This is a genomic window from Pseudomonas sp. IT-196MI5 (genome assembly GCF_949767415.1).
GTDB lineage: Bacteria > Pseudomonadota > Gammaproteobacteria > Pseudomonadales > Pseudomonadaceae > Aquipseudomonas.
Window position 1 is genome coordinate 54211 of the sequence record NZ_CATKPZ010000084.1, and the last position, 20200, is coordinate 74410.

A 20200-nucleotide genomic window follows, 5' to 3' on the forward strand; every position below is an offset into this window, starting at 1 on the left:
GGGTTGTTTGTAAGGGCCTCATCGCGAGCAAGCTCGCTCCCACAGGTTTCTGCGTTGAATGCGAAATTTGCGTTCAGCACAAATCCCTGTGGGAGCGAGCTTGCTCGCGATAGCGGTAGATCAGGCAACATCAATCCGGCTGAAACGGCGACTCACTCAGGATCACCCCTGTCTCATCCACATACCGCTGCCAGTGCTCGATCAAGGCACCAAGCTTCTGCGGTTGGCTCGACGCCAGGTCATGAATCTCCCCTGGATCATTGCCCAGGTCATACAGTTGCCAGGTTGCCGGCCCGACCGGTCCCGGGATGTACACCGCCTTCCATTGTCCCTGTCGAATCGCCCGCCGACCGAACAATTCCCACCCGGTCACAGTGTGCTCGTCATGCACTTGCGCCGTTTCGCCCGACAGAAACCCCAGCCACGATTTACCGCGGACTTGCGCCACGGGTTTACCATGCCACTGCTTGCCCGGATGGCGCACACCGGCGAGGTCGAGAATGGTCGGCGTGATGTCCATCACGGTGCCGAAACCGTGGCTGATCTGCCCCTTGAGCGGCAGTTGCGGGTAATGCACCAGCGCCGGCACGCGAATCCCGCCTTCGGTGGTGAAAGCCTTGAACAGCCGCGACGGCGCGGTCGCCACTTGCGCCCAGTTAGGCCCGTACCAGACGTAGGAATTGGCCCGGCCGATGTTGTCCAGGCTGTTGTCGTAATGCTGGTTGAGGTAGGTCAGCAACTGCGGGCCGAATTTCGGAAAGGCCTCCAGCAATGCCCCTTCGGCGCCGTTATCGGACATGAACAGGATGAAGGTGTTGTCCAGTTGCCCTTGTTGGCGCAGGTAGTCGACGACGCGGCCGATGTTCCAGTCCATGCGCTCGACCATCGCCGCATAAACCTCCATGGCCCGCGCGGAGATCTGCCGTTGTTCGTCGCTCAGGGCATCCCATTGTGCGGTCAACTGGATCAACGGATGCGGCTCGACATCGGCCTCGATCAGCCCCAGCTTTTTGAGTTTTTCCAGGCGCTCGATTCGCAGTGCTTCAGGGCCGGCGTCATAGCGCCCGCGGTATTTTTCCACCACCTCGGCCGGCGCCTGCAACGGCCAGTGCGGCGCGGAAAACGGCAGGTAAGCGAAGAACGGTCGGGTCTGGTCGCGCTCCTTGAGGTATTGCAGCAGCTTGTCGCCGAAGGCATCGGAGGAATAGAAATCCTTGGGCAGTTCATCGATGAATTGGTCGTCTTCGATGTACAGCGCCGGGGTGGACTTCAGCAACCGTGGCGTCGTTTCATCGTAGGTCGGCTCGAAGCCGTAATGGTTGGCGGCGCCGGGCAACAGCGAAAACGAACGCTCGAAACCCCGGGCGTGAGGCGCCAGTTCTGCGGTCAGGCCCAGGTGCCATTTGCCGCTCATCAAGGTCTGGTAACCGGCCTCGCGCAGCAGCTCGGGCAGGGCGACCACGCGGTCGTTCAGATGTCCTTCGTAACCCGGTTTGCCGATCAGGTCCGGGGTCAATGCTTCGGCCATGGTGCCGATGCCTGCGATGTGGTGATCGGTGCCGGTGAGTAGCATCGAACGGGTCGGCGAGCAGGTCGGAGCGGTGTGAAAGTCGGTCAGGCGCAGGCCATTGTTGGCCAATGCATCAAGGTTTGGTGTGTTGATTTCGCCACCGAAGGCGCCGAGGTCGGAAAAGCCCAGGTCATCGGCCAGGATCACTAGAAAGTTGGGACGTTGCGGCATCAAGCATTTCCTTTTTCAGTAGGCAATGAAGGACAGCGGCAGATCGCGGACCTGCACCGGCACGGGGGGCTGGTAGTGATCGTCGCTGGTGAGTTCGTGCAGCAGTTCTTCGCGTAACTGGTGGAAGTCGAAACTGCTGCGCTGGCGCGGATGGGGCAGGGCAATGTCGACCACTTGCTTGATCCGCCCCGGACGGGGCTCCATCACCACCACACGGTCGGCGAGGAAGATCGCTTCCTCGACGTCGTGAGTGACCAGCACCGTGGTGATTTTTGCCCGGGCGCGGATCGCCAGCAGTTCGTCCTGCATCTGCTGGCGGGTCAACGCATCGAGGGCGCCGAAGGGTTCGTCCAGCAGCAGAATCCGTGGGCTGGCCACCAGGCCGCGAGCGATGGCCACGCGCTGCGCCATGCCGCCGGAGAGCTGGTGCGGATAGGCGCGGGCAAAGTCGCCGAGGCCCACCAGTTCGATGAAATCAGCGATGCGCTTGTGCTTCTGTGCAGCGCTCAGTGGCTCATTGACCAGGCCCAGGCCGATGTTGTCGGCCACGCTCAGCCATGGGAACAAGCGGTGCTCCTGAAAGACGATGCCGCGCTCGCCGCCGATGCCGGTGACGGTTTTTCCGTCGACGCTGATCTGCCCGCGAAACTGCGTATCGAGGCCCACCAGCAGCCGCAGCAAAGTGGATTTGCCGCAACCGCTGGAGCCGACGATGGCGACGAACTCGCCCTCGGCGATGTCCAGGTTGAATTCGCGAATGGCCTCAAGTGTGAAGCCGTCGACGTCGAAGGTTTTGCCCACGTGATTGAAGCTGACAATCGGTGCGTTCATGCGTGTCTCCAGCGAGTGGCGCGGATTTCCAGGCGTTGGCCAATGAGGTTGAGCAGGGCACCGGTCAGGCCCACCAGCAGCATGCCGGCCATGATCAGGTCCATGCGCAGCAGTTGCTGGGCGCCGATCATCTGGCTGCCGATGCCGCCGTTGGACGGCATGAAATATTCGGCGCCGATGGTGCCGAGCCAGGCGTAGATCAGGCTCAGCCGAAGCCCGGCGAAAATTCCCGGCGCCGCGCCCGGTAGCACCAGTCGACCCAGGCGCTGGCGCAGATTCAGGCGCAACACCTGCGCGGCCTCGTTCAGTTGCGGCGACAGGTGGGCGACGCTGCGTTGGGTGGCGATGAACAGCGGGAAAAAGGCGGCGAGGGCAACGAACACCCACTTGGCCAATTCCCCCAGACCGAACCACGCGGTGAGCAGCGGCACCCAGGCGAAAATGGCGATCTGGCGGATGGCAGCGAGGGTTGGGCCGAGCACGCGTTCACTGGTACGCGACAATCCCAGCAGCAACCCCAAGGCAAACCCGAGCCCACCGCCGAGCAGCAATCCGCCAAGGGTCCGGCCCAGGCTCAGGGCCATGCCGCCAAGCAGTGTGCCGTCGAGCAAGCCATCCCGAGTGGTCTGCAGGACGGCCAGAGGACTGACCAGAATGTTCGGGTCAATCCACTGCTGATCCGAGGTCAGTTGCCACAACGCCAGAAGCGCCAATGGCAGCAGCCACGGTTGCAGGCGTTGCCAACCTTGATAGCGCGGCCCGCGACGGATTTCGGCGGTGGCCGGGTGCGGCCAGTGCACCAGTTTCCTGTCCAGCAGACCGATGCCGCGATCCATCGCCACGCCGATCAAACCGATCACCACGATGCACACAAAGACTATGTCGAGCATGAACAGCTGCCGCGCCCAGACCATCAGGTAACCGATGCCTTCGCTGGACGCGAGCAGTTCGACAGCCAGCAGCGAAGTCCAGCCGGCGGCCAGCGCGAGGCGCACACCGGCCATGAATGCCGGCAGTGCGGCAGGCAGCACCAGGCGTCGGATCAACAGATGCCTGGGCAGGCGCAACACGGCGGCGGCCTCGCGCAGCCTGGGTTGTGCATCGCGCACACCGACCAGTGTATGCAAGGTCACCGGCACCACGATGGCCTTGATCAACACCACCAGTTTGAGCACTTCACCGATGCCGAAAAACACCATGAACAATGGAATCCAGGCCAGGGTCGGGACTTGCGCCAACCCGGCGAAGGTCGGAAATACCAGGCGCTCCAGTCGACGACTGAAACCCAGTGCCGCACCCAAAACAGCGCCAGCGCTGATCCCGGCCAGCAGCCCCCAGAACAAGCGTTGCAAGCTGATCCACAAATGGCTCCACAACTCGCCTTGGGACAATTCCACCGCGCTGTTCCAGACCAGGGTCGGCGCCGGCAGGATCTGCTCGCTCATCCAGTGATGGCGGCTGGCGAGCCACCAGAGCGTGAGCAGGGCAGTGGGCAACAACCACGGCAACAAACGTTGGCCCAGACTTGGCCAGCATTGCCTGGTTTTAAGTGGCGGCGCGGCCAAGGGCAGGCTGAGAAGAGAAACACGGGCCATGGATGACCTCCGTTGTCGGGTTGCAATACAGGCTGCCTTTTTGTGGGAGCGAGCTTGCTCGCGATGAGGGCGTGTCAGGCGGCTTATGTGCGGGATGACACACCGCCATCGCGAGCAAGCTCGCTCCCACAGGGGATCCAGGCGTATGCAAATTCGATCTATAAAAATTCAAATCAATGCTATTGAGAGATAAGCAAGGCCATTTAAGGCCTCCGGCTCAGCCGCATCCAATGCATTCGAAGAATATTTTCGATGCCGTTCCTGCATACCCGGGCAAGAGGCCCGGAGGGGTTGGTATAGATCTAAATGGTCTAAAAATGTGAATTTATAGTATTTAAGTGTTGGGTCCACTTCGGCCTACGTTCGGTTCCTCAACGCCCGTTGCCCAAGGAGCCGCACCCATGAACCTTCCCTTCAAACGTGTCATCAGCCTGTTCGCCGCACCGGCCCTGGCGGGCCTGCTGGCCTTCACGGCCAACGCTAGCGAACTCAAGGAAATCCGCATCGCCGTGCCGGACCTGAGTGCCGGCACCCAGCACAGTGGTGGCGGTGTTGTGGATGTGCTGCGCGATCAGCAAATCTTCGAAAAGGCCTTTGCCGATCAGGGCATCAAGATTCAATGGAGCTTCTTCAAGGGCGCAGGCCCGGTGATCAACGAAGCGTTCGCCAACGATCAGGTTGACCTGGCTTACCTCGGCGATCTGGCGGCCATCATCGGCAAGTCCAATGGACTGGATACGCGGTTGCTCAGCGCCTCGGCGCGCGGGGTGAAGCATTACCTGGGCGTGGTGCCGGGTTCGGGGATCAAGACCCTGCAGGACCTCAAGGGCAAACGCGTGGCGATCTTCCGTGGCACCGCCAGCCAGTTGTCCTTCGACGCGGCGCTGGCCAGTCAGGGTTTGAGCGAGAAGGACGTGAAAGTCATCAACCTGGACTTCAACGCGGCGGTCGCGGCGCTGGCGGCGAAGCAGATCGATGCCTCGTGGGGCGGTTCCGGGCTCACAGCGTTGCAGGCCAAGGGGCTGGCCGAGTTGCCGCTGAGCACCAAGGACCTGGGCGGCGCCGGCAGCGTGCAGGCGGTGCTGATAGGGACCGGGAAGTTTGTCGATGCGCATCCGGAGGCGGTGGCGAAACTGCTCAAGGCCCAACAGCAGGCCGTTGAGTGGCTGACCCGGGACAGCAACAAGGACGCCTACATTCAACTGGTGTCGGGGCTGGCTAATTATCCGGTGGTGATCCTCACGCAGGATCTGAAGGACCAGAAACTGAGTGAGGTGTTCCCCTCGACGCTTGACCCGGTGTTCCTCGGCAAGTTGCAGGATGCCGTGGATCTGGCTTCGCAGCAGAAGCTGATTCGCAAGTCGTTCAAGGTGAGCGATTGGGTGGCGCCGGAGTTGGCGGCTGCCAAGCTCTGAATCTTCAGTGAGCTCACTGGCCCCATCGCGAGCAAGCTCGCTCCCACACTGACCGTGTGAACACTGGCGGTCCCCTGTGGGAGCGAGCTTGCTCGCGATGAGGCCCTAAACCGCGACGCTGATCTGTTGTTTATCCACCGCCACCAACGTCTCGATCATCGCCCGCGCCGCCGGCGACAACCGGAACCCGGTGCGACTGACGATCCCGCACCGTGCATTCATGCTCTCGATGTTCTGCGGCAGGTTGCGCCAGTGAAGCAGCACCAGTGAACCCTGGGCAATGTCCTCGATAAACGCCTCCTCGGTCCCCACGCCAATCGCATTCGATTGCAGCACCACTTTCACCAGCGCCGGGAAATGCTCGGTCTCGATGGTCGGTGAAAAATCCACGCGCCCACTGAGGTTCGCCAGCAGTTTGCGAATGCCGGGCGGGATCATCGTGGTCGCCAGCGGGTAATCGAACATGTCGTTGGTCGACAGGCTCTCCTTGGCCAGCAGTGGATGCCCGGGGCGGCAGAAAAACACGCCGCGCTTGGGCGTCAAAGCCTGGGTCTGGAAGTTCGGGTCGGACTCGAAATGGCGGATGTCGGCAATGAAGAATTCGATCTCTTCACGGCTCAGGGCACGGCTGAGTTTTTCCCAGTTATCCACCTCGAAACAGGTGCGCACTTTCGGGTGCGCGTTGATGAATTGCGCCACTGCATCCGGCACCAGTTTCACCGCCGGTGCCGGGCCGCAACCGAAGCGCAGTTCACCGGCATCGAGCTTGGTCATCTGCGTCACTTCGGCATTCAAGAGGGCCGCGCCTTGCACCAGGCTGCGGGCATGTTGCAGCACCACCAGGCCTTCGGGGGTGGGGCGCAAATCCTTGTTGCCGCGGTCCACCAGGACACAGCCGAACTCGTGCTCCAGCCCCTGAATGCTGCGGCTGAAGGCCGGCTGGGTAATGCCCATGGCCTCGGCCGCGCGCACGAAACTGCGGTGTTCGTCGAGGGCGATGAAGTAACGCAACTGGCGAAGATCCATATGCTTTTCCGGCATCCTAAAAATAGCTCGAAGGCATTTGCGGCGAGGGTTGACTGAGGTTTTAAATGCAACCTCTTATTCCGTCAACGAAGCATGTAGATATCTATTAGATCTAAATAGAATATAGATAGAGCAGTGTTTCGCGGCCGGTTCAACCGCAAGCAGTCTGATGAGGGTCTACCCATGAGCAATGCCGCTTTCGCAGTACAACCCGCTGTTCACGCGCTTGAAATCCACCCGGTGGCTGGTCGCATCGGTGCCGAAATCCGTGGGGTACAGCTTTCAGGCGAGCTGGATGCCGCCACCGTCGAAGCCATTCAACAGGCGCTGCTGCAATACAAAGTGATCTTCTTCCGTGAACAGACCCTGCTCGACGATCAGCGCCAGGAGGCGTTCGCCCATCTGCTCGGCGAACCGGTGGCGCACCCGACCGTGCCGGTGCGCGAAGGCACGCGTTTTCTGCTGGAACTGGACGGTGCCGAAGGCCAGCGAGCCAGCTCCTGGCATACCGACGTGACCTTCGTCGAGGCCTACCCCAAAGCTTCGATCCTGCGCTCGGTGGTGGCCCCGGCTTTCGGCGGCGACACCCTGTGGGCCAATACTGCCGCCGCCTACGACGGTTTGTCGGCGGAGCTGCGTGAACTGGCCGACAAATTGGTCGCCGTGCACAGCAACGAATACGACTATGCCGGCACCCGGCCTGACGTCTCGGCCGAGAAGCTGGAGCGCTATCGCAAGATCTTCACCTCGACCGTCTACGAGACCGAACACCCGGTGGTCCGCGTGCACCCGATCAGCGGTGAGAAGAGCCTGTTGCTGGGGCATTTCGTCAAACGCATCAAGGGCTATTCCCAGGCCGATTCGGCGCACCTGTTCGGGCTGCTGCAAAGCCATGTGATCCGCCAGGAAAACATCGTGCGCTGGCGCTGGAAGGCTGGCGATGTGGCGATCTGGGATAACCGCTCCACCCAGCATTACGCAGTGGATGACTACGGGACCCAGGACCGCATCGTGCGCCGGGTGACGCTCAAGGGTGAAGTGCCGGTGGGTGTGAACGGGCAGGTCAGCCAGACGGTGAAAGGGCCGGATATCGGCGGCGTCTGACCTGACGCTTTCGCGGGCAAGCCCGCTCCTACAGGGGATCTTCGGTGTTCGCAGGATCAGTGTGGGAGCGAGCTTGCTCGCGATGGCGGCCTGGCAAGCAATAAAGCATTTCTTTTGATCGGGAACCCCGCCTTATGAGTCCGTTGTACCACGCCCCAACGTCGTCCCCCCAACGGCTCAAACGCCTGCCTCTGGCCCTGCTGCTGGCAGGAAGCGCCGGTTGGAGCCAAGGCTATGCGGCCGACGGCACCACCCCTGAAACCACCCCCGCAAAAACCGCCACGGCCGACAATGCACAACTGGAAACCGTGACCGTAACCACCCGCCGCCGCGAAGAAAGTGCGCAGGATGTGCCGACACCCATGAGCGTGGTCAGCGGTCAGACCCTGGAAACCCAGCGGATCTATCGCATCCAGGATTTGCAGCAACTGGTGCCCAGCGTCAACGTCGCCTACATGCATGCGCGCCAGTCCAGCGTGTCGATCCGTGGCCTGGGCAACAACCCGGCCAGCGATGGCCTGGAGGGCAGTGTCGGGCTGTACATCGACAACGTTTATCTCGGCCGGCCGGGCATGGCCGTGTTCGACCTGATGGACATCGAGCAGCTCGAAGTGCTGCGCGGTCCGCAAGGCACTTTGTTCGGCAAGAACACCACGGCGGGCGTGATCAACATCAGCACCCGCGCGCCGACTTTTACCCCGGAACGCAGCATCGAATCTTCGGTGGGCGAGGACGGATACTTCCAGACCAAGGGCACGATTTCCGGCCCGCTGAATGACGAACTGGCCGGACGCTTTTCTGCGTATCGCACCCGCAGCGACGGCGATATCAAGAACGAGTTTGACGGCCACGAGTTGAACGGTGGCTCGCGCGATGGCTTCCGTGGCCAGTTGCTGTTCAATCCGAACGAAGTATTCAGCCTGCGCTGGATCGGCGACTACAACGAAGAAGATTCCAGCGCCGGCACCCGCGTGTTGTTCAGCACCGGGCCGACCATCAATGGCGTCAACCTTTACCAGCGCCGGGCCAATGCGGTGGGCGCGACCCTGGTCGACGGCACGCACCGCAAGGTCAACCTGAACGATGACCAGCACGTCACCGTGCACCAGGGCGGTACGTCGGTCGAGGCGAACTGGACGCTGCCGAGCGATTTCACCCTGACCTCCATCAGCTCATATCGCTGGTGGAATTTCACCCCGCGCAATGATGACGGCCTGAACGTATCCGTCTTCCACAACGCCGGCGTTTCGGTGGAGGATAAGCAGTATTCCCAAGAGTTTCGCCTGGCATCGCCTACCGGTGGATTCTTCGATTACGTGCTCGGCGCCTATTACTTCGGCTCCGACCTGGACAACAAATCCTTCACCTTTTACGGCCCGCAAGCGGACATCTGGAACGGTACGCCCAACGGTGCGCTGAACAACATCGACAGTGTCGGCAACGGTCATATCGAAACCAACAGCTTCGCGCTGTTCGCCCAGGGCACCTGGCACCTGACCGAGCGCCTGGATTTCACCGCCGGGTTGCGCGGCACCTATGAAGAGAAAAACGCCAGGGTGACCCGTGATGCGCCGGCCGGTGGTGTCGCGGTCACCGGTGCGGCGGCCGCGGCACGACTCGCTCGTGCGGGGGTCTTCGATTCCGGCGATCTGAACCAGTACAGCTCCAGTCCCTCGGGCCTGTTGAACCTCAGCTACCGCCTCACCGACGACCTGCTCACCTACGCCACGTTGTCCCACGGCGAAAAATCCGGCGGGGTCAATCTGGCCGTCGGCACGGCGATGGTGGCCGGCGCCGATTCGCTGCTCATCGGTACCGAGCGCGCCAACAACGCCGAACTCGGTTTCAAGAGCACCCTGTGGGACCGTCGCCTGCAACTGAATGCCAACGTGTTCTGGACCCAGGTCAACGGCTATCAGACCAACGCCTTCGACGAAGTCAACCGCGTGCAGTTCCTGACCAACGCCGGCTCGGTGCGCTCCCGTGGCGTGGAGTTCGAAAGCACCCTGCTTGCGTCGCGCGGCCTGACGCTGAACATCAACGGCTCGTACAACGACGTCAGTTACCTCTCGTACAAGGATGCACCCTGCCCACCGGAAGTCAGCCTGGCGCCGGGCGCTCCGGCATCCTGCGACCTCAGCGGGCATCAAGTGGTGGGCGCTTCGAAATGGATCGGCAATGCCAACGGCGAATACAAGTGGAACCTGAGCAACGGCTTCGAAGAGTACGTCACCGCCAGCTATGCCTTCCGCTCCAAAGCGGTGGGCACGGTGGAAGATTCCGACTTCGGGCAGATCCCGAGTTATGCAGTGGTCAACCTGTCCACGGGCCTTCGCGGCGACTTCAACCAGGGGCAGTGGGACGTTTCGTTATGGCTGAAAAACGCCTTCGACAAAACCTACTACACGACGCTGTGGACGGCTGCCAACGGCGGTTATGAAGGCCTGCTCGGCACGCCACGAACGCTGGGCGTGACCGGTCGATACGACTTCTAGGAAGGGGGGTAAGCAATGGGCAATGTCCAGACCGCTGCCAGTGCGCATGAAGTGCTGTGGCACCCGGCACCCGGTGGCGAGTTGGTCGACCTCGGCCAGCCACGCCGGGTGCCCTTGGGCCAGTTGCGTTTGCAGTGCGCGCCCAAGGGCATCTTGAGTCGACGGGAGACGATCCTGCTCGGAGTGCTGGCGTTGCTGGTGCATGGCGCGGTGATTTATTGGGTCAATCAACAGCCGACCACAGTACTGCCTGTCGTGCCACCGCAGATTCCGCCGATGACCATCGAGTTCTCACGTCCGGCGCCCCCGGTGGTCGAGCCTCCGCCACCGCAACCTGTCCAGCCTGTGGTGGAGCCGCCTGTGCCCGTGGAAGACGAACTGGCGGTGAAGCCACCTCCACCGAAGCCGGTTCCCAAGCCCAGGCCGGTCGCCAAACCGGTAACGAAATCGGTGCCAAAAGCCGTTGAACAACCACCTGCGCTGGCACAACCGGCAGCGCCAGTCGCGGCCCCTGCGCCACCTGCTCCGCCTGCGCCCGCACCTGTCACACCGGCCTCTGCCACCGCCGGCTACTTGAAAAACCCGGCACCGGAATATCCGTCGCTGGCCCAGCGTAAAGGCTGGGAAGGCACGGTGTTGTTGCGCGTGCAGGTGCTGGCCAGCGGCAAGCCCGGCGAGATCCAGATTCAGAAAAGCAGCGGCCGTGATGCACTGGACGAAGCAGCGCTGAACGCGGTGAAACGCTGGAGTTTCGTGCCGGCCAGGCAAGGCGATGTCGCCCGGGACGGCTGGGTCAGCGTGCCCATCGATTTCAAGATTCATTAAACCGAAACCAAATTCGCGCGAAACGTTTACACGAGGAATACACCATGACGTTACTGACATCTCCACTTGAATCCATCGAAAGCGCGGTGATCTGGCTGCTGGTGGTTTTTTCCGTCGCGACCTGGGGTCTGGCGTTGCTCAAGGGCGTGCAGTTCGGTCGCCTCAAGGCACAGGATCGAAAGTTTCATCAACAGTTCTGGGCCGCTTCGAGCCTCGACTCGGCGGCCGAACTGAGCGAAACCCGGCCCGGCGCGGCAGCCCGGGTTGCGCAGGCCGGTTACGCGGCCATCCAGGTGGGCGAGGCGCCGCAAGCGGCGGATTTGAGTCAGGCGATCAATCATCAGGATCGTCTGGAACGGGCCTTGCGTCAGCAGATCGTGCGCGAGCGCCGGTCGCTGGAAACCGGGTTGGCGGTGCTCGCGAGCATTGGCAGCACCTCGCCGTTCATTGGTTTATTCGGCACGGTGTGGGGAATCATGGAAGCGTTGAAAGGCATCAGCGCGGCGGGCTCGGCAAGCCTGGAAACAGTCGCCGGGCCGATTGGTGCGGCACTGGTCGCCACCGGCGTAGGGATCGCCGTCGCGGTGCCGGCGGTGCTGGTTTACAACTATTTTTTGCGCCGTTTGAAACTGACGGCAGCGGACCTGGATGACTTCGCCCATGACTTCTACAGCCTGGCGCAGAAGAGTTCGTTCCGCGTACTGATCCACCCGACGGCGCACAAGGCGGCAGCCCAGGGCAATGCGCAGAAAGTGAAGGAGGCGTCCTGACATGGCCTTCTCCACGCAAGACTCTGATGAGGTGCTGAGCGAGATCAACGTGACGCCGCTGGTGGATGTGATGCTGGTGTTGCTGGTGGTGTTCATCGTCACCGCGCCACTGCTGACCAACGCGATTCCGATCAACCTGCCCAAGACCGAAGCGGTGGCGCCGGTGGAGCAGAAAGACCCGTTGGTGGTGAGCATCGACGGTGCCGGCAAACTGTTTATCAACAAGGACGAGATACAACCGGACTTGCTGGAGTTCAACCTCAAGTCGGCGAAGGCCAAGGACCCCGAGGTGCGTGTGCAGTTGCAGGCGGACGATGGGGTGAATTACGGCGAAGTGGCGCGGGCCATGGCGTCGATTGAGCGGGCAGGGATTACCAAACTGTCGGTGATTACTGCGCGCTAACGGATTTTCGTTTTCCGGGGCCGTCTCCTTGGCAGGGTGCGGCCCTTTTTTTGCCTCGATTTTCGCGAACACACTGTTCCCTGTGGGAGCGAGCTTGCTCGCGATAGGGGCCGGACATTCAACATCGATGTCGATTGATCCACCGCCATCGCGAGCAAGCTCGCTCCCACAGGTCATGCGTTTGATATTCGATATTCATCTTAATAAATAGCTTCTTATTCCTTAACGAATATATCTCGCGTCCCTATAATCGACCGGGAACAGACACGCAGCAGGAGAGCTCCCCATGCGCAACGAATCAATTCGCTACCTGATTGTGCCGGGCTGGCAAGGATCGCCGGAAGATCATTGGCAAAGCCACTGGCAGAACAGCCTGCCGAACAGTGCGCGTGTGGAGCAGGCCGACTGGCTGACGCCACGCCGTGAAGACTGGGTCGCGGCGCTGGCCGAGGCGATTGCCGCCGACAGCACGCCGGTCATCCTGATCGCCCACAGCCTGGGTTGCATCACCGTCGCCCATTGGGCAGCGAGCGCCCCCGTACAGTTTTTGCGTCAGGTGCGCGGTGCCTTGCTCGTCGCGCCGGCGGACGTCGAACGCCCGGCCTGCGCGCCGGCCTTGCGCAACTTCGCGCCGATTCCGACGGACCTGCTGCCATTCCCCAGTCAGATCGTCAGCTCCGACAACGACAGCGCCGTCAGCGCACCGCGCGCCCTGGAACTGGCGCGCCATTGGGGGGCCGAGGCGGGAATTCTGGCGGGGGCGGGGCATATCAACGTGAAGTCAGGTCACCAGCGCTGGGAGCAGGGTTTTGCCTATCTCTATCGCTTGCAGAACCGCATGGAACACCACGCCCTGCGTCGCGCTTGAACACTTTCCTTATTTAACGCCCCCGTCTCCCGGCGGATTTGGGCGGGAGTCTGCCATGAGCTTTGAAACCTTCGGTCAGCCGCTGCTGACCTTTCCCGATGCCGAAAAAAGTCCCCTGAGCATCCGCGCCAAGGCGCTGGTGTTTGTCGATCCGCGTTCGCGGCAATTGCGCGCAGACCTGGAGCAACTGGCCACGCGTTCAGTGTCAGTGCTGATCCGTGGCGAAACCGGCACCGGCAAGGAATTGCTGGCCCGCCATATTCACCGCGCCAGTGATCGCGGCGGGTTGTTCGTATCGGTCAACTGCGGTGCCATCAGCCCGACCTACGCCGACGCCGAGTTATTCGGCTATGCGGCGGGCAGCTACAGCGGCTCGGCGAGCAGTCGTGCCGGGTGGTTCGGTTCGGCCAACGGTGGCACGCTGTACCTGGACGAAATCGGCGACCTGCCGCTGCCGATCCAGACCAAATTGCTCGCCGCGCTGGAAAACCACGAAGTCACCCGCGTCGGTGCTCAGCAGCCAAGCCCGGTGGATGTGCGGTTGGTGGCGGCCACCAGCATCGACCTGGCCCAGGCGGTTGCCGCCGGAAAATTCCATGAGCGGCTCTATCACTACCTCAGCGAGGGTCCGCTCGAACTGCCGGCGTTGCGTGAGAGGGTGGGGGATATTCTCTCGCTGGCGGAGTACTTCCTCGGCATCTACAGCCAGCGCCTGGACCTGCCGGTGCCGCTGATCAGCGAGCAGGCGCAACACGTGTTGGAACGGCACAGTTGGCCTGGCAATACCAGGGAACTGGAGAACGTCATTCACTTTGCATTGCTGGTCAGTACGGGTGACGAAATCTTGCCGGAGCATTTGAACCTGTCGGTTGTCCGGCCATCTGCGGCTCTTGTACAAGGATGGATAGATCAACTTGTTCAACAAGGAGATATCGCTGAAGTCCAGGCACTGAAAAAATATTTCACAAGCATCAATATATAAACACATTGATTATCTTTATAACGAAACCAGGCAATTGATGGTTGCCTGGTTTTTTTGTGGGTGCTGATCCTTGTTTTATATTTTGTAATACTTGCAGTGTGGTTGTAACAAATTTGCGTTTTGCAGGCTGATGGGCTTTGACATATCTTTTAATTTCTCTTGGATACATTGATATCCGTCATTGTTAAATATCATATGAAAAAGGATTTTTCTGTGAGGCTTGTTGAAAATAATGCTGCGATAGCCCCAAGTGCCGACGATGAGTTGGAAGATATCAATTCCCTTGTCGAGGGTCATATGCCTGCTGATCCGGGGATGGCACCCCTGTCTTTTCAAGAGGCTGGCTCTCCTAAGTGGACAGATTTCAAGCGATTTCAAGTCTTCTCGACTTCGGGCGGAAATACAATTTACGCCAATGGGTATCAGCAGTTGAAATTGATGGTGGTTGTGCAAGCTGTAGACAAAGATGAAAAGGTAGTAGACATTTCCCAAAGCGAGTTCGACAGCATTCAACTGCTGGATGCCTATTCCGGCAAAGCCCTGCCGATAGACAACATTCGAGACGGCGAGGAACCGGCATGGAAATGCGCGCTGGAGCGACGCTTGCCATACGAGCCGTTTCCTCACACGGGTGAACTGCATGGCCCGGTTGTGCGGGGGAAAGCCGTCTTTCTCAAGGAGTTCTACGTCAGCAGCAACTCTCCCGAGCCCATCAAGCTGATTGCAGCCATTACCCGTTCGGACGGGGAGGCGTTCTATTCGGAAGAAACCGCGGATTTCGGTGAAATAAGCCTGAGGACCGTTCCACCGCCGATCTATCGAAAAGAACAGTTCAGGGTCAAACACCTACCCGGCAACTTGCAACCGACAGAGAACCTTGCCAAGGTTGATCGATATGTTCTGGACCTGATAGCGGATCAGCACCATATAAAATTCGTCAATTGCTCGATTACCGGCGTGTTGCAGGCACGCAGTGAGCATCCCGATTATCTCGGGTATTACGCCGTTGGCTATTTTAAAGGGCTCAAGGCTGATCATGGCGCAACGGTATTGTGGGAAACAGCCGATCAACTTGCTACCTACCATGATGAGCAAGGCAAAGTCACTTTTTTAATGCACTTTGCCAGAAAGGGCGGAACGTCCCAGGTTCGATATGATGATTTGTTGGTGAAGATGTTTGTTCGGGATATGTATGGGAACAGGCATGAAGTCGACGTCGCGATGAACACCCGAAATCCTTCGATGATCGAAGTGGTTTAATCTTACTGTACATGCAAAGTCAAGGAATGATGATGAGTACAGCAGTGCCAGAAGTGGAATCCAACGCGTTTAATTTTTCTGAATTTATCCAGTCTGGAGTTGATGTCCGTACCGGCTCTTATAGTACCAGCATTAATCTCACGGGGTGGGTGGCCAACAATATCAATGGTCCACAGATATCCTTCCGTATTTCATTCGATAGTTTCCGCACAACAGATATCGGTTGGGGACGCGGTTGGTCATTGGGTTTGAGCTCCTACAATCGGAAGACCCGCAAGCTGACCCTTGCAAGCGGAACGTCTTATCGTGTCTACATCAGCAGAGGGAAGCTCGTCGTCAGGGATAAAAAGCTTCAAGACACCCGGGTCACGCTCGACGGCGACAATCTGGTTGTCAGCCATAAAAACGGTCTGATCGAGAGGTTGGCCAGGCCGGATGAAACGTATGACGAATGGTTGCCCGAACAGGTTTACTCCAACGAAGGGCGCTCGATCAGTCTGAAATACATGTTGGTACGGGGCCGCCGTGTCCTGCGCGAAGTTCACGATCAGCAACACCGCGTCGTGGCCCTGAGTTATGAATCGCAAGGTCAACCCGCCGGCATTACCGTATGGCCTGATCATCCGCAAAGACGTTTGAAGTTTGTTTTGCGGGTTCGCGATGGATGGCTCCGGCAGATAACCCTTGATCACGGTCCCGCCGAGCACCTTGCATGGTCATTCGATTACCAATTACTCCATGGTTTTCTGGTCATGACGGATGTCCGCGCGCCGGGTGGCAGTGTCGAGAGAATTGAGTACGCTCCTCAGAAGCATCGGTTACCGCTCGGGGCACCCATCAATGCTTTGCCGGCGGTGCGGCGCAGTGTTCTGGTGCCGGGTCCAGGGTTGCCGACGATCACCCGTGTCTATGAATACTCCGACAATAATTTCCTCGGCTATCAATCGGGACTTCGTTGGGTGCAGGACGGGGACCATCTGCATGGGCACAAAGGGCCTTACACCTACTCCTGCACCGAACGCCTGGTGACGGGTGTGGGCGACAAGACAGTTGAACTGAGTCGTATCGAAAGAACCTACAACCGCTTCCACCTGATGACCTCGGAAAAGTCCCTTTCCAACGGGAAGGTGCAGCAAAGAACGATTATCTATCACGATGTTGACGGTCTGGACTTCTCCGATCAGCCCGCCCATTTCCAACTGCAGAAAACATCTGTCGTCAGTTATGTCGATACTTCTACGAGCGCCGCGCCCCGAACCGAAACCACCCATACGACCTATGATGAATCCGGCAATCTGCTAACGCAGATAAATCCGAGCGGAGCCCGGGAGGATTACGTCTATTATCCGGCAGAAGGTGCCGAGGGTTGCCCCCCTAACCCACTGGGTTTCATCACGGCATTGAAGGAGCGATCGGTCACGCCGTCACCTGATTTCGCCCCGGCGCCGACGGTCATTGTCCGTTTTTCCTACATTGACTTGCCCTCCATGCGCGAAGACGGTCATCGGTTTTTGTTGCCTCAAAGCGAAAGGCTGTTTGAAGGAGGGAATAAAAAGCCATGCGTGGATACTCGATTCGAGTACATCGATGATGCCAGTGATGCGTTTTACGGACGCCTCAAGAGTCGCTCGCAAGTCGATCACAACGGCAATCGCCGTTTCGAATTCAAATATTCAATTGATGGAGATTGGGTAGAAACCCTTCAGCAATTGTACGTGGGTAGCGAAAGGCATGATCGCAAAGTCTGGCATGACCGATTTATCGGGCAGGAAGTCAAGGCTCGGGATGGGGGCGGTAATGAGTTGTTGAAGGAGTACGACAATCTGAACCGTGTTGTTCGCGAGACAGCGGCATTCGATGGAACGGATATCGTGTCACGCATCACCGAATTCTACGGTGAAAGCCAGCCAGAGGACGGCGCGACCATCGGCATCACCAGCATACGGGGTGTGCTGAGCAAGGTTTGGCTCGACGGGGTCGGGCGCACGACCAAAGTCAAAGTTCAGGATGTCGATTCACCCGACAGGCCATTGCGTCTGAGCTATGAGGCCCACTACGACAATTTTGGTCGACTGGTGAGCGAAGTCAGCCAGGATTGGTTCGAGGGCACGGCCACTGCGTCAACCACGACCTACAGCCACGACGGCTGGGGGCGCGTATGCAGAACGGTAGGTCCTGATGGTGTCGCGGTGAACGATGTGTTTGATCCGGTTTCATTGACTCGAACATGCTGGTGCGACGGCGCCGGAAAAACCCGTTCCGTATTGAACGTGTTCGGTAAGCCAGATCGGGAAGAACGCATCGATTCCGAAGGTGTGGTCACTATTACCGCGACTTTTACCTATGACGGACTTGGGCGTTGCCTGACGCAAACCAACGAGGCAGGATTCGAAACGCGCTTGCGTTATGACCTTTTCGGTCGTCTGATCGAGACGATTCTGCCGGATGGCACTTCGATAAAAAAAAAGTATGACCCTCTGAGCACGGGTGATCATCCGATCGAAATCAGTGCCAATGACTACGTGTTGGGCACCCGGGCTTATGACGGTTTGTTGCGTGTCACCCGTACGACCGTCGGCGGCAGAACCGAAACAAGGAGCTATGAGGGTGGTGGCGCTCAAGCTTTGCAGCAAGTGACGGCGGCGGGCGACATTTTCAGGTTCACCCTTGATCCCAAGCTCAACGGGGCAGTGACCGCGCGGATGGGCAGCCACGCTCAATCAGCCAGATATCGATTTGATCCATTGACCGGGCAACTCGTCGAAACCTCCAGCCCTGCCATCCAGCGCCGGGTTGAGTACGCCAGGTCGGGCAAAGAGAAGTCCCAGGAGTGGATCTCCAGCGAAGGCCGCTTCGGCACTGCCACTACCCGTTCATTGAATGGGCTGCCCATCAGCTTTACCGATGTTAATGGTGTAGAAACTACTTATATCCATGACGCTGCGGCGCGGCCCATAGAAATTAAGCAGGGACCGGTTCTGGCGAAGTACACCTACGGTGCCCAGGGTCAGTTGCAGACATTGAGTGTCGAGGACACCGCCTCGAAACGTTCGCTGACGACCACCTTGATTCACGATGAGTTCGGTCGTGAGATCCAGCGTATTTCGCAGTTCGGCGACGGATCTCACCTGGAAATCCTTCAAGTGTTCGGGGCCGATGACAAACTTCAACAGCGATCGTTGGTGTCCGGTGCGCAATCACGTACAGAAACCTTCGCCTACGACTGTCGCGGGCGCCTGAAGCGCTATGACTGTGCAGGCACGCAGGCACCGACCGATGCCTGGGGAAAACGCATTGATTTTCAGAAATTCACCTACGACTGCCTCGATAACCTGTTGACGGTGTGTACGGGGTTCGATGGGGAGGAGAACCTCTGCACGTTTTTCTACGATCGTCCTGACAAAACCCAGTTGAGTTCACTGACTCACAGTCACGCGCACTATCAGCCCGGGAAAGTGAGCTTCGAATACGATGCCAACGGTAATCTGCTCAACGATAACCAAGGGCGCACGTTTAAGTATGACACTCTGGGTCGGCTCGAAAGTGTGGCCAGCGCTGGCGGTGGTGCGCATTATCAATTCGACGGCGCAGATCAATTGCATGCGGTGGCTGCCGAATCCGGAGAGTTGATCAGGCTTTTCTATAACGAGCATGCGCTGTGCAGCGAAGTGGCGGGTCAGCACCGACGCAGTCTGTTGTCAGGCGACGGGGAGTCCTTGGCCGAGCAGCAAGGTGACGACGTTGTCTTGTTTGTCACGGATGGTCAGGGCACGGCCCTTGCGCGCCTTGGATCTCAAGACGAATCTGTTTTGTCTTGTCTTCCTTATGGTGATCGCCCCGCATCGAGCGGGCTTGGCGCCCTGCTGGGGTTTCAGGGTGAGCGACTGGACCCGTCAACCGGGTGCTATCTGCTCGGCAGGGGGTATCGGGCCTACAACCCCCGATTGATGCGATTCCACAGCCCCGACAGTTGGAGCCCCTTTGAGGATGGCGGCATCAATGCCTATGCCTATTGTCTGGGAGATCCGGTCAATCTCAAGGATCCCACCGGGCATATCTCGACCTTGGGGTGGGTGAAAATCGGTGTGACCGCCGCCCTGGCTGCCGCCGCGATTGCCCTGACAGTCGTTACCATGGGCGCAACCGCACCACTCGTGCCGATCTCGGCTAATGCCTTCGCCTTTTTAACACTGGAAATCATTTCCGCGACGGTTTCAATCGCCTCCGCGGTTGTCGATGAGCTGGCCCCGGATACCGTTGGCGCCCAGCTATTGACCTATTCGTCGATAGCGTTGGGAGTGGTGTCTCTCGGGGCCACCGCGGTTGCAAAAATTGGCAGTAAAGGCATTGGCTTTGCGTTGACGAAAAGTGTGGGCTCCCTGGCGGACGTGGTGACTGCACAGCGAGGGGGCGCGCGCGTGGCGGTGGGGCAGCGTCTATACGGCGCTGTTTTCACGGCAAATGAGGCATCGAGAAGTACCGTCAAATTGCAGGGCCGGCTCAACAAAGTGTTGACGGGAAAAACGGTAACCAGTGGGGTGAGTATCGCTTCTACATCAGCGTTCATGGTCGCGAATTCGCAAAAGTACGCCGCCAAAGTCGATGAATTTCTTCAAGATCATTGGCCATCACTGGCTGAGGATTTCAGTGCCCAGAAGTTTCGAAGCGATGCAGTGGACGCTCTGGAGTCATTCGCCCATGAGATTGGCGAGCGGATCGCCACGCTGCGTGGCACTTGAGCAATGATGACCAGAGATTTGCATGCTTTAAAAATGGAATATCAATCAGAATAAAAGTTATTGTTCGGGAATAAAAAATCCCGGTATTGTCCGCTTCACGCCAGCGATAGCACTTCACTGGCACTCTCGTTTTCAAGCCGTCGCCA

Annotated in this window: 14 protein-coding genes; 10 read left to right on the forward strand and 4 right to left on the reverse strand. The window is 59.1% G+C overall.

All coding sequences use genetic code 11. From position 1 onward, the window contains the following. Positions 1-130: 130 nt before the first annotated feature. From ACM6IK_RS28425 to ACM6IK_RS28435, 3 genes are read right to left on the reverse strand one after another with little or no spacing between them, the layout of a single operon-like run. Positions 131-1741: an arylsulfatase gene (locus ACM6IK_RS28425; RefSeq protein ID WP_414876941.1), complete on the reverse strand. Its 1611-nt coding sequence runs from the start codon at positions 1739-1741 to the stop codon at positions 131-133. Positions 1742-1756: 15 nt separating this feature from the next. Continuing rightward, on the reverse strand, positions 1757-2572 hold the full coding sequence (locus ACM6IK_RS28430; protein ID WP_414876942.1) for an ABC transporter ATP-binding protein: 816 nt from the start codon (positions 2570-2572) through the stop codon (positions 1757-1759). Then, positions 2569-4167, reverse strand: a complete 1599-nt coding sequence (locus ACM6IK_RS28435) for an ABC transporter permease (RefSeq protein WP_414876943.1) — start codon at positions 4165-4167, stop codon at positions 2569-2571. Before ACM6IK_RS28435 ends, ACM6IK_RS28430 begins: the two co-directional genes overlap by 4 nt. 401 nt (positions 4168-4568) lie before the next feature. Here ACM6IK_RS28435 and ACM6IK_RS28440 point away from each other — a divergent pair, with 401 nt between their 5' ends. After that, positions 4569-5582: an ABC transporter substrate-binding protein gene (locus ACM6IK_RS28440; protein ID WP_414876944.1), complete on the forward strand. Its 1014-nt coding sequence runs from the start codon at positions 4569-4571 to the stop codon at positions 5580-5582. Between the two features lie 105 nt (positions 5583-5687). Here the strand turns inward: ACM6IK_RS28440 and ACM6IK_RS28445 are convergent, their stop codons facing one another. Further along, entirely contained in the window at positions 5688-6608 is a 921-nt protein-coding gene (locus ACM6IK_RS28445) for a LysR family transcriptional regulator (protein ID WP_414876945.1), read from the reverse strand. 183 nt (positions 6609-6791) lie between these two features. Between ACM6IK_RS28445 and ACM6IK_RS28450 the strand changes: the two genes are divergently transcribed. The 9 genes from ACM6IK_RS28450 to ACM6IK_RS28490 all read left to right on the forward strand — a co-directional run bounded on the left by ACM6IK_RS28450 (position 6792) and on the right by ACM6IK_RS28490 (position 20054). Beyond that, on the forward strand, positions 6792-7712 hold the full coding sequence (locus ACM6IK_RS28450) for a TauD/TfdA dioxygenase family protein (RefSeq protein WP_414876946.1): 921 nt from the start codon (positions 6792-6794) through the stop codon (positions 7710-7712). Between the two features lie 134 nt (positions 7713-7846). Beyond that, positions 7847-10207 carry a TonB-dependent receptor gene (locus ACM6IK_RS28455; protein WP_414876947.1) on the forward strand — a complete coding sequence of 787 codons (2361 nt, stop codon included), beginning with the start codon at positions 7847-7849 and terminating at the stop codon, positions 10205-10207. Between the two features lie 15 nt (positions 10208-10222). Then, the gene (locus ACM6IK_RS28460) at positions 10223-11032 is read left to right on the forward strand and encodes an energy transducer TonB (RefSeq protein ID WP_414876948.1); all 810 of its coding nucleotides are present in this window, start codon (positions 10223-10225) and stop codon (positions 11030-11032) included. Positions 11033-11076: 44 nt separating this feature from the next. Next, positions 11077-11802: a MotA/TolQ/ExbB proton channel family protein gene (locus ACM6IK_RS28465; RefSeq protein ID WP_414876949.1), complete on the forward strand. Its 726-nt coding sequence runs from the start codon at positions 11077-11079 to the stop codon at positions 11800-11802. A gap of 1 nt (position 11803) precedes the next feature. Further along, positions 11804-12205, forward strand: coding sequence for an ExbD/TolR family protein (locus ACM6IK_RS28470; RefSeq protein WP_003220570.1), 402 nt, complete (start codon positions 11804-11806; stop codon positions 12203-12205). Between the two features lie 286 nt (positions 12206-12491). Further along, positions 12492-13073, forward strand: coding sequence for an alpha/beta hydrolase (locus ACM6IK_RS28475; protein WP_223444204.1), 582 nt, complete (start codon positions 12492-12494; stop codon positions 13071-13073). Between the two features lie 55 nt (positions 13074-13128). Then, positions 13129-14055 carry a sigma 54-interacting transcriptional regulator gene (locus ACM6IK_RS28480; protein WP_414876950.1) on the forward strand — a complete coding sequence of 309 codons (927 nt, stop codon included), beginning with the start codon at positions 13129-13131 and terminating at the stop codon, positions 14053-14055. Positions 14056-14250: 195 nt separating this feature from the next. Next, positions 14251-15315: a hypothetical protein gene (locus ACM6IK_RS28485; RefSeq protein WP_414876951.1), complete on the forward strand. Its 1065-nt coding sequence runs from the start codon at positions 14251-14253 to the stop codon at positions 15313-15315. 32 nt (positions 15316-15347) lie between these two features. Continuing rightward, positions 15348-20054 carry an RHS repeat-associated core domain-containing protein gene (locus tag ACM6IK_RS28490; protein ID WP_414876952.1) on the forward strand — a complete coding sequence of 1569 codons (4707 nt, stop codon included), beginning with the start codon at positions 15348-15350 and terminating at the stop codon, positions 20052-20054. Positions 20055-20200: the final 146 nt, after the last annotated feature.

Excerpts from the sequence above, each read along its gene's own strand:
- ACM6IK_RS28425 (WP_414876941.1), bottom strand. The coding sequence starts at position 1,741 with ATGCCGCAACGTCCCAACTTTCTAGTGATCCTGGCCGATGACCTGGGC.
- ACM6IK_RS28430 (WP_414876942.1), bottom strand. The coding sequence starts at position 2,572 with ATGAACGCACCGATTGTCAGCTTCAATCACGTGGGCAAAACCTTCGAC.
- ACM6IK_RS28435 (WP_414876943.1), bottom strand. The coding sequence starts at position 4,167 with ATGGCCCGTGTTTCTCTTCTCAGCCTGCCCTTGGCCGCGCCGCCACTT.
- ACM6IK_RS28440 (WP_414876944.1), top strand. The coding sequence starts at position 4,569 with ATGAACCTTCCCTTCAAACGTGTCATCAGCCTGTTCGCCGCACCGGCC.
- ACM6IK_RS28445 (WP_414876945.1), bottom strand. The coding sequence starts at position 6,608 with ATGGATCTTCGCCAGTTGCGTTACTTCATCGCCCTCGACGAACACCGC.
- ACM6IK_RS28450 (WP_414876946.1), top strand. The coding sequence starts at position 6,792 with ATGAGCAATGCCGCTTTCGCAGTACAACCCGCTGTTCACGCGCTTGAA.
- ACM6IK_RS28455 (WP_414876947.1), top strand. The coding sequence starts at position 7,847 with ATGAGTCCGTTGTACCACGCCCCAACGTCGTCCCCCCAACGGCTCAAA.
- ACM6IK_RS28460 (WP_414876948.1), top strand. The coding sequence starts at position 10,223 with ATGGGCAATGTCCAGACCGCTGCCAGTGCGCATGAAGTGCTGTGGCAC.
- ACM6IK_RS28465 (WP_414876949.1), top strand. The coding sequence starts at position 11,077 with ATGACGTTACTGACATCTCCACTTGAATCCATCGAAAGCGCGGTGATC.
- ACM6IK_RS28470 (WP_003220570.1), top strand. The coding sequence starts at position 11,804 with ATGGCCTTCTCCACGCAAGACTCTGATGAGGTGCTGAGCGAGATCAAC.
- ACM6IK_RS28475 (WP_223444204.1), top strand. The coding sequence starts at position 12,492 with ATGCGCAACGAATCAATTCGCTACCTGATTGTGCCGGGCTGGCAAGGA.
- ACM6IK_RS28480 (WP_414876950.1), top strand. The coding sequence starts at position 13,129 with ATGAGCTTTGAAACCTTCGGTCAGCCGCTGCTGACCTTTCCCGATGCC.
- ACM6IK_RS28485 (WP_414876951.1), top strand. The coding sequence starts at position 14,251 with ATGAAAAAGGATTTTTCTGTGAGGCTTGTTGAAAATAATGCTGCGATA.
- ACM6IK_RS28490 (WP_414876952.1), top strand. The coding sequence starts at position 15,348 with ATGAGTACAGCAGTGCCAGAAGTGGAATCCAACGCGTTTAATTTTTCT.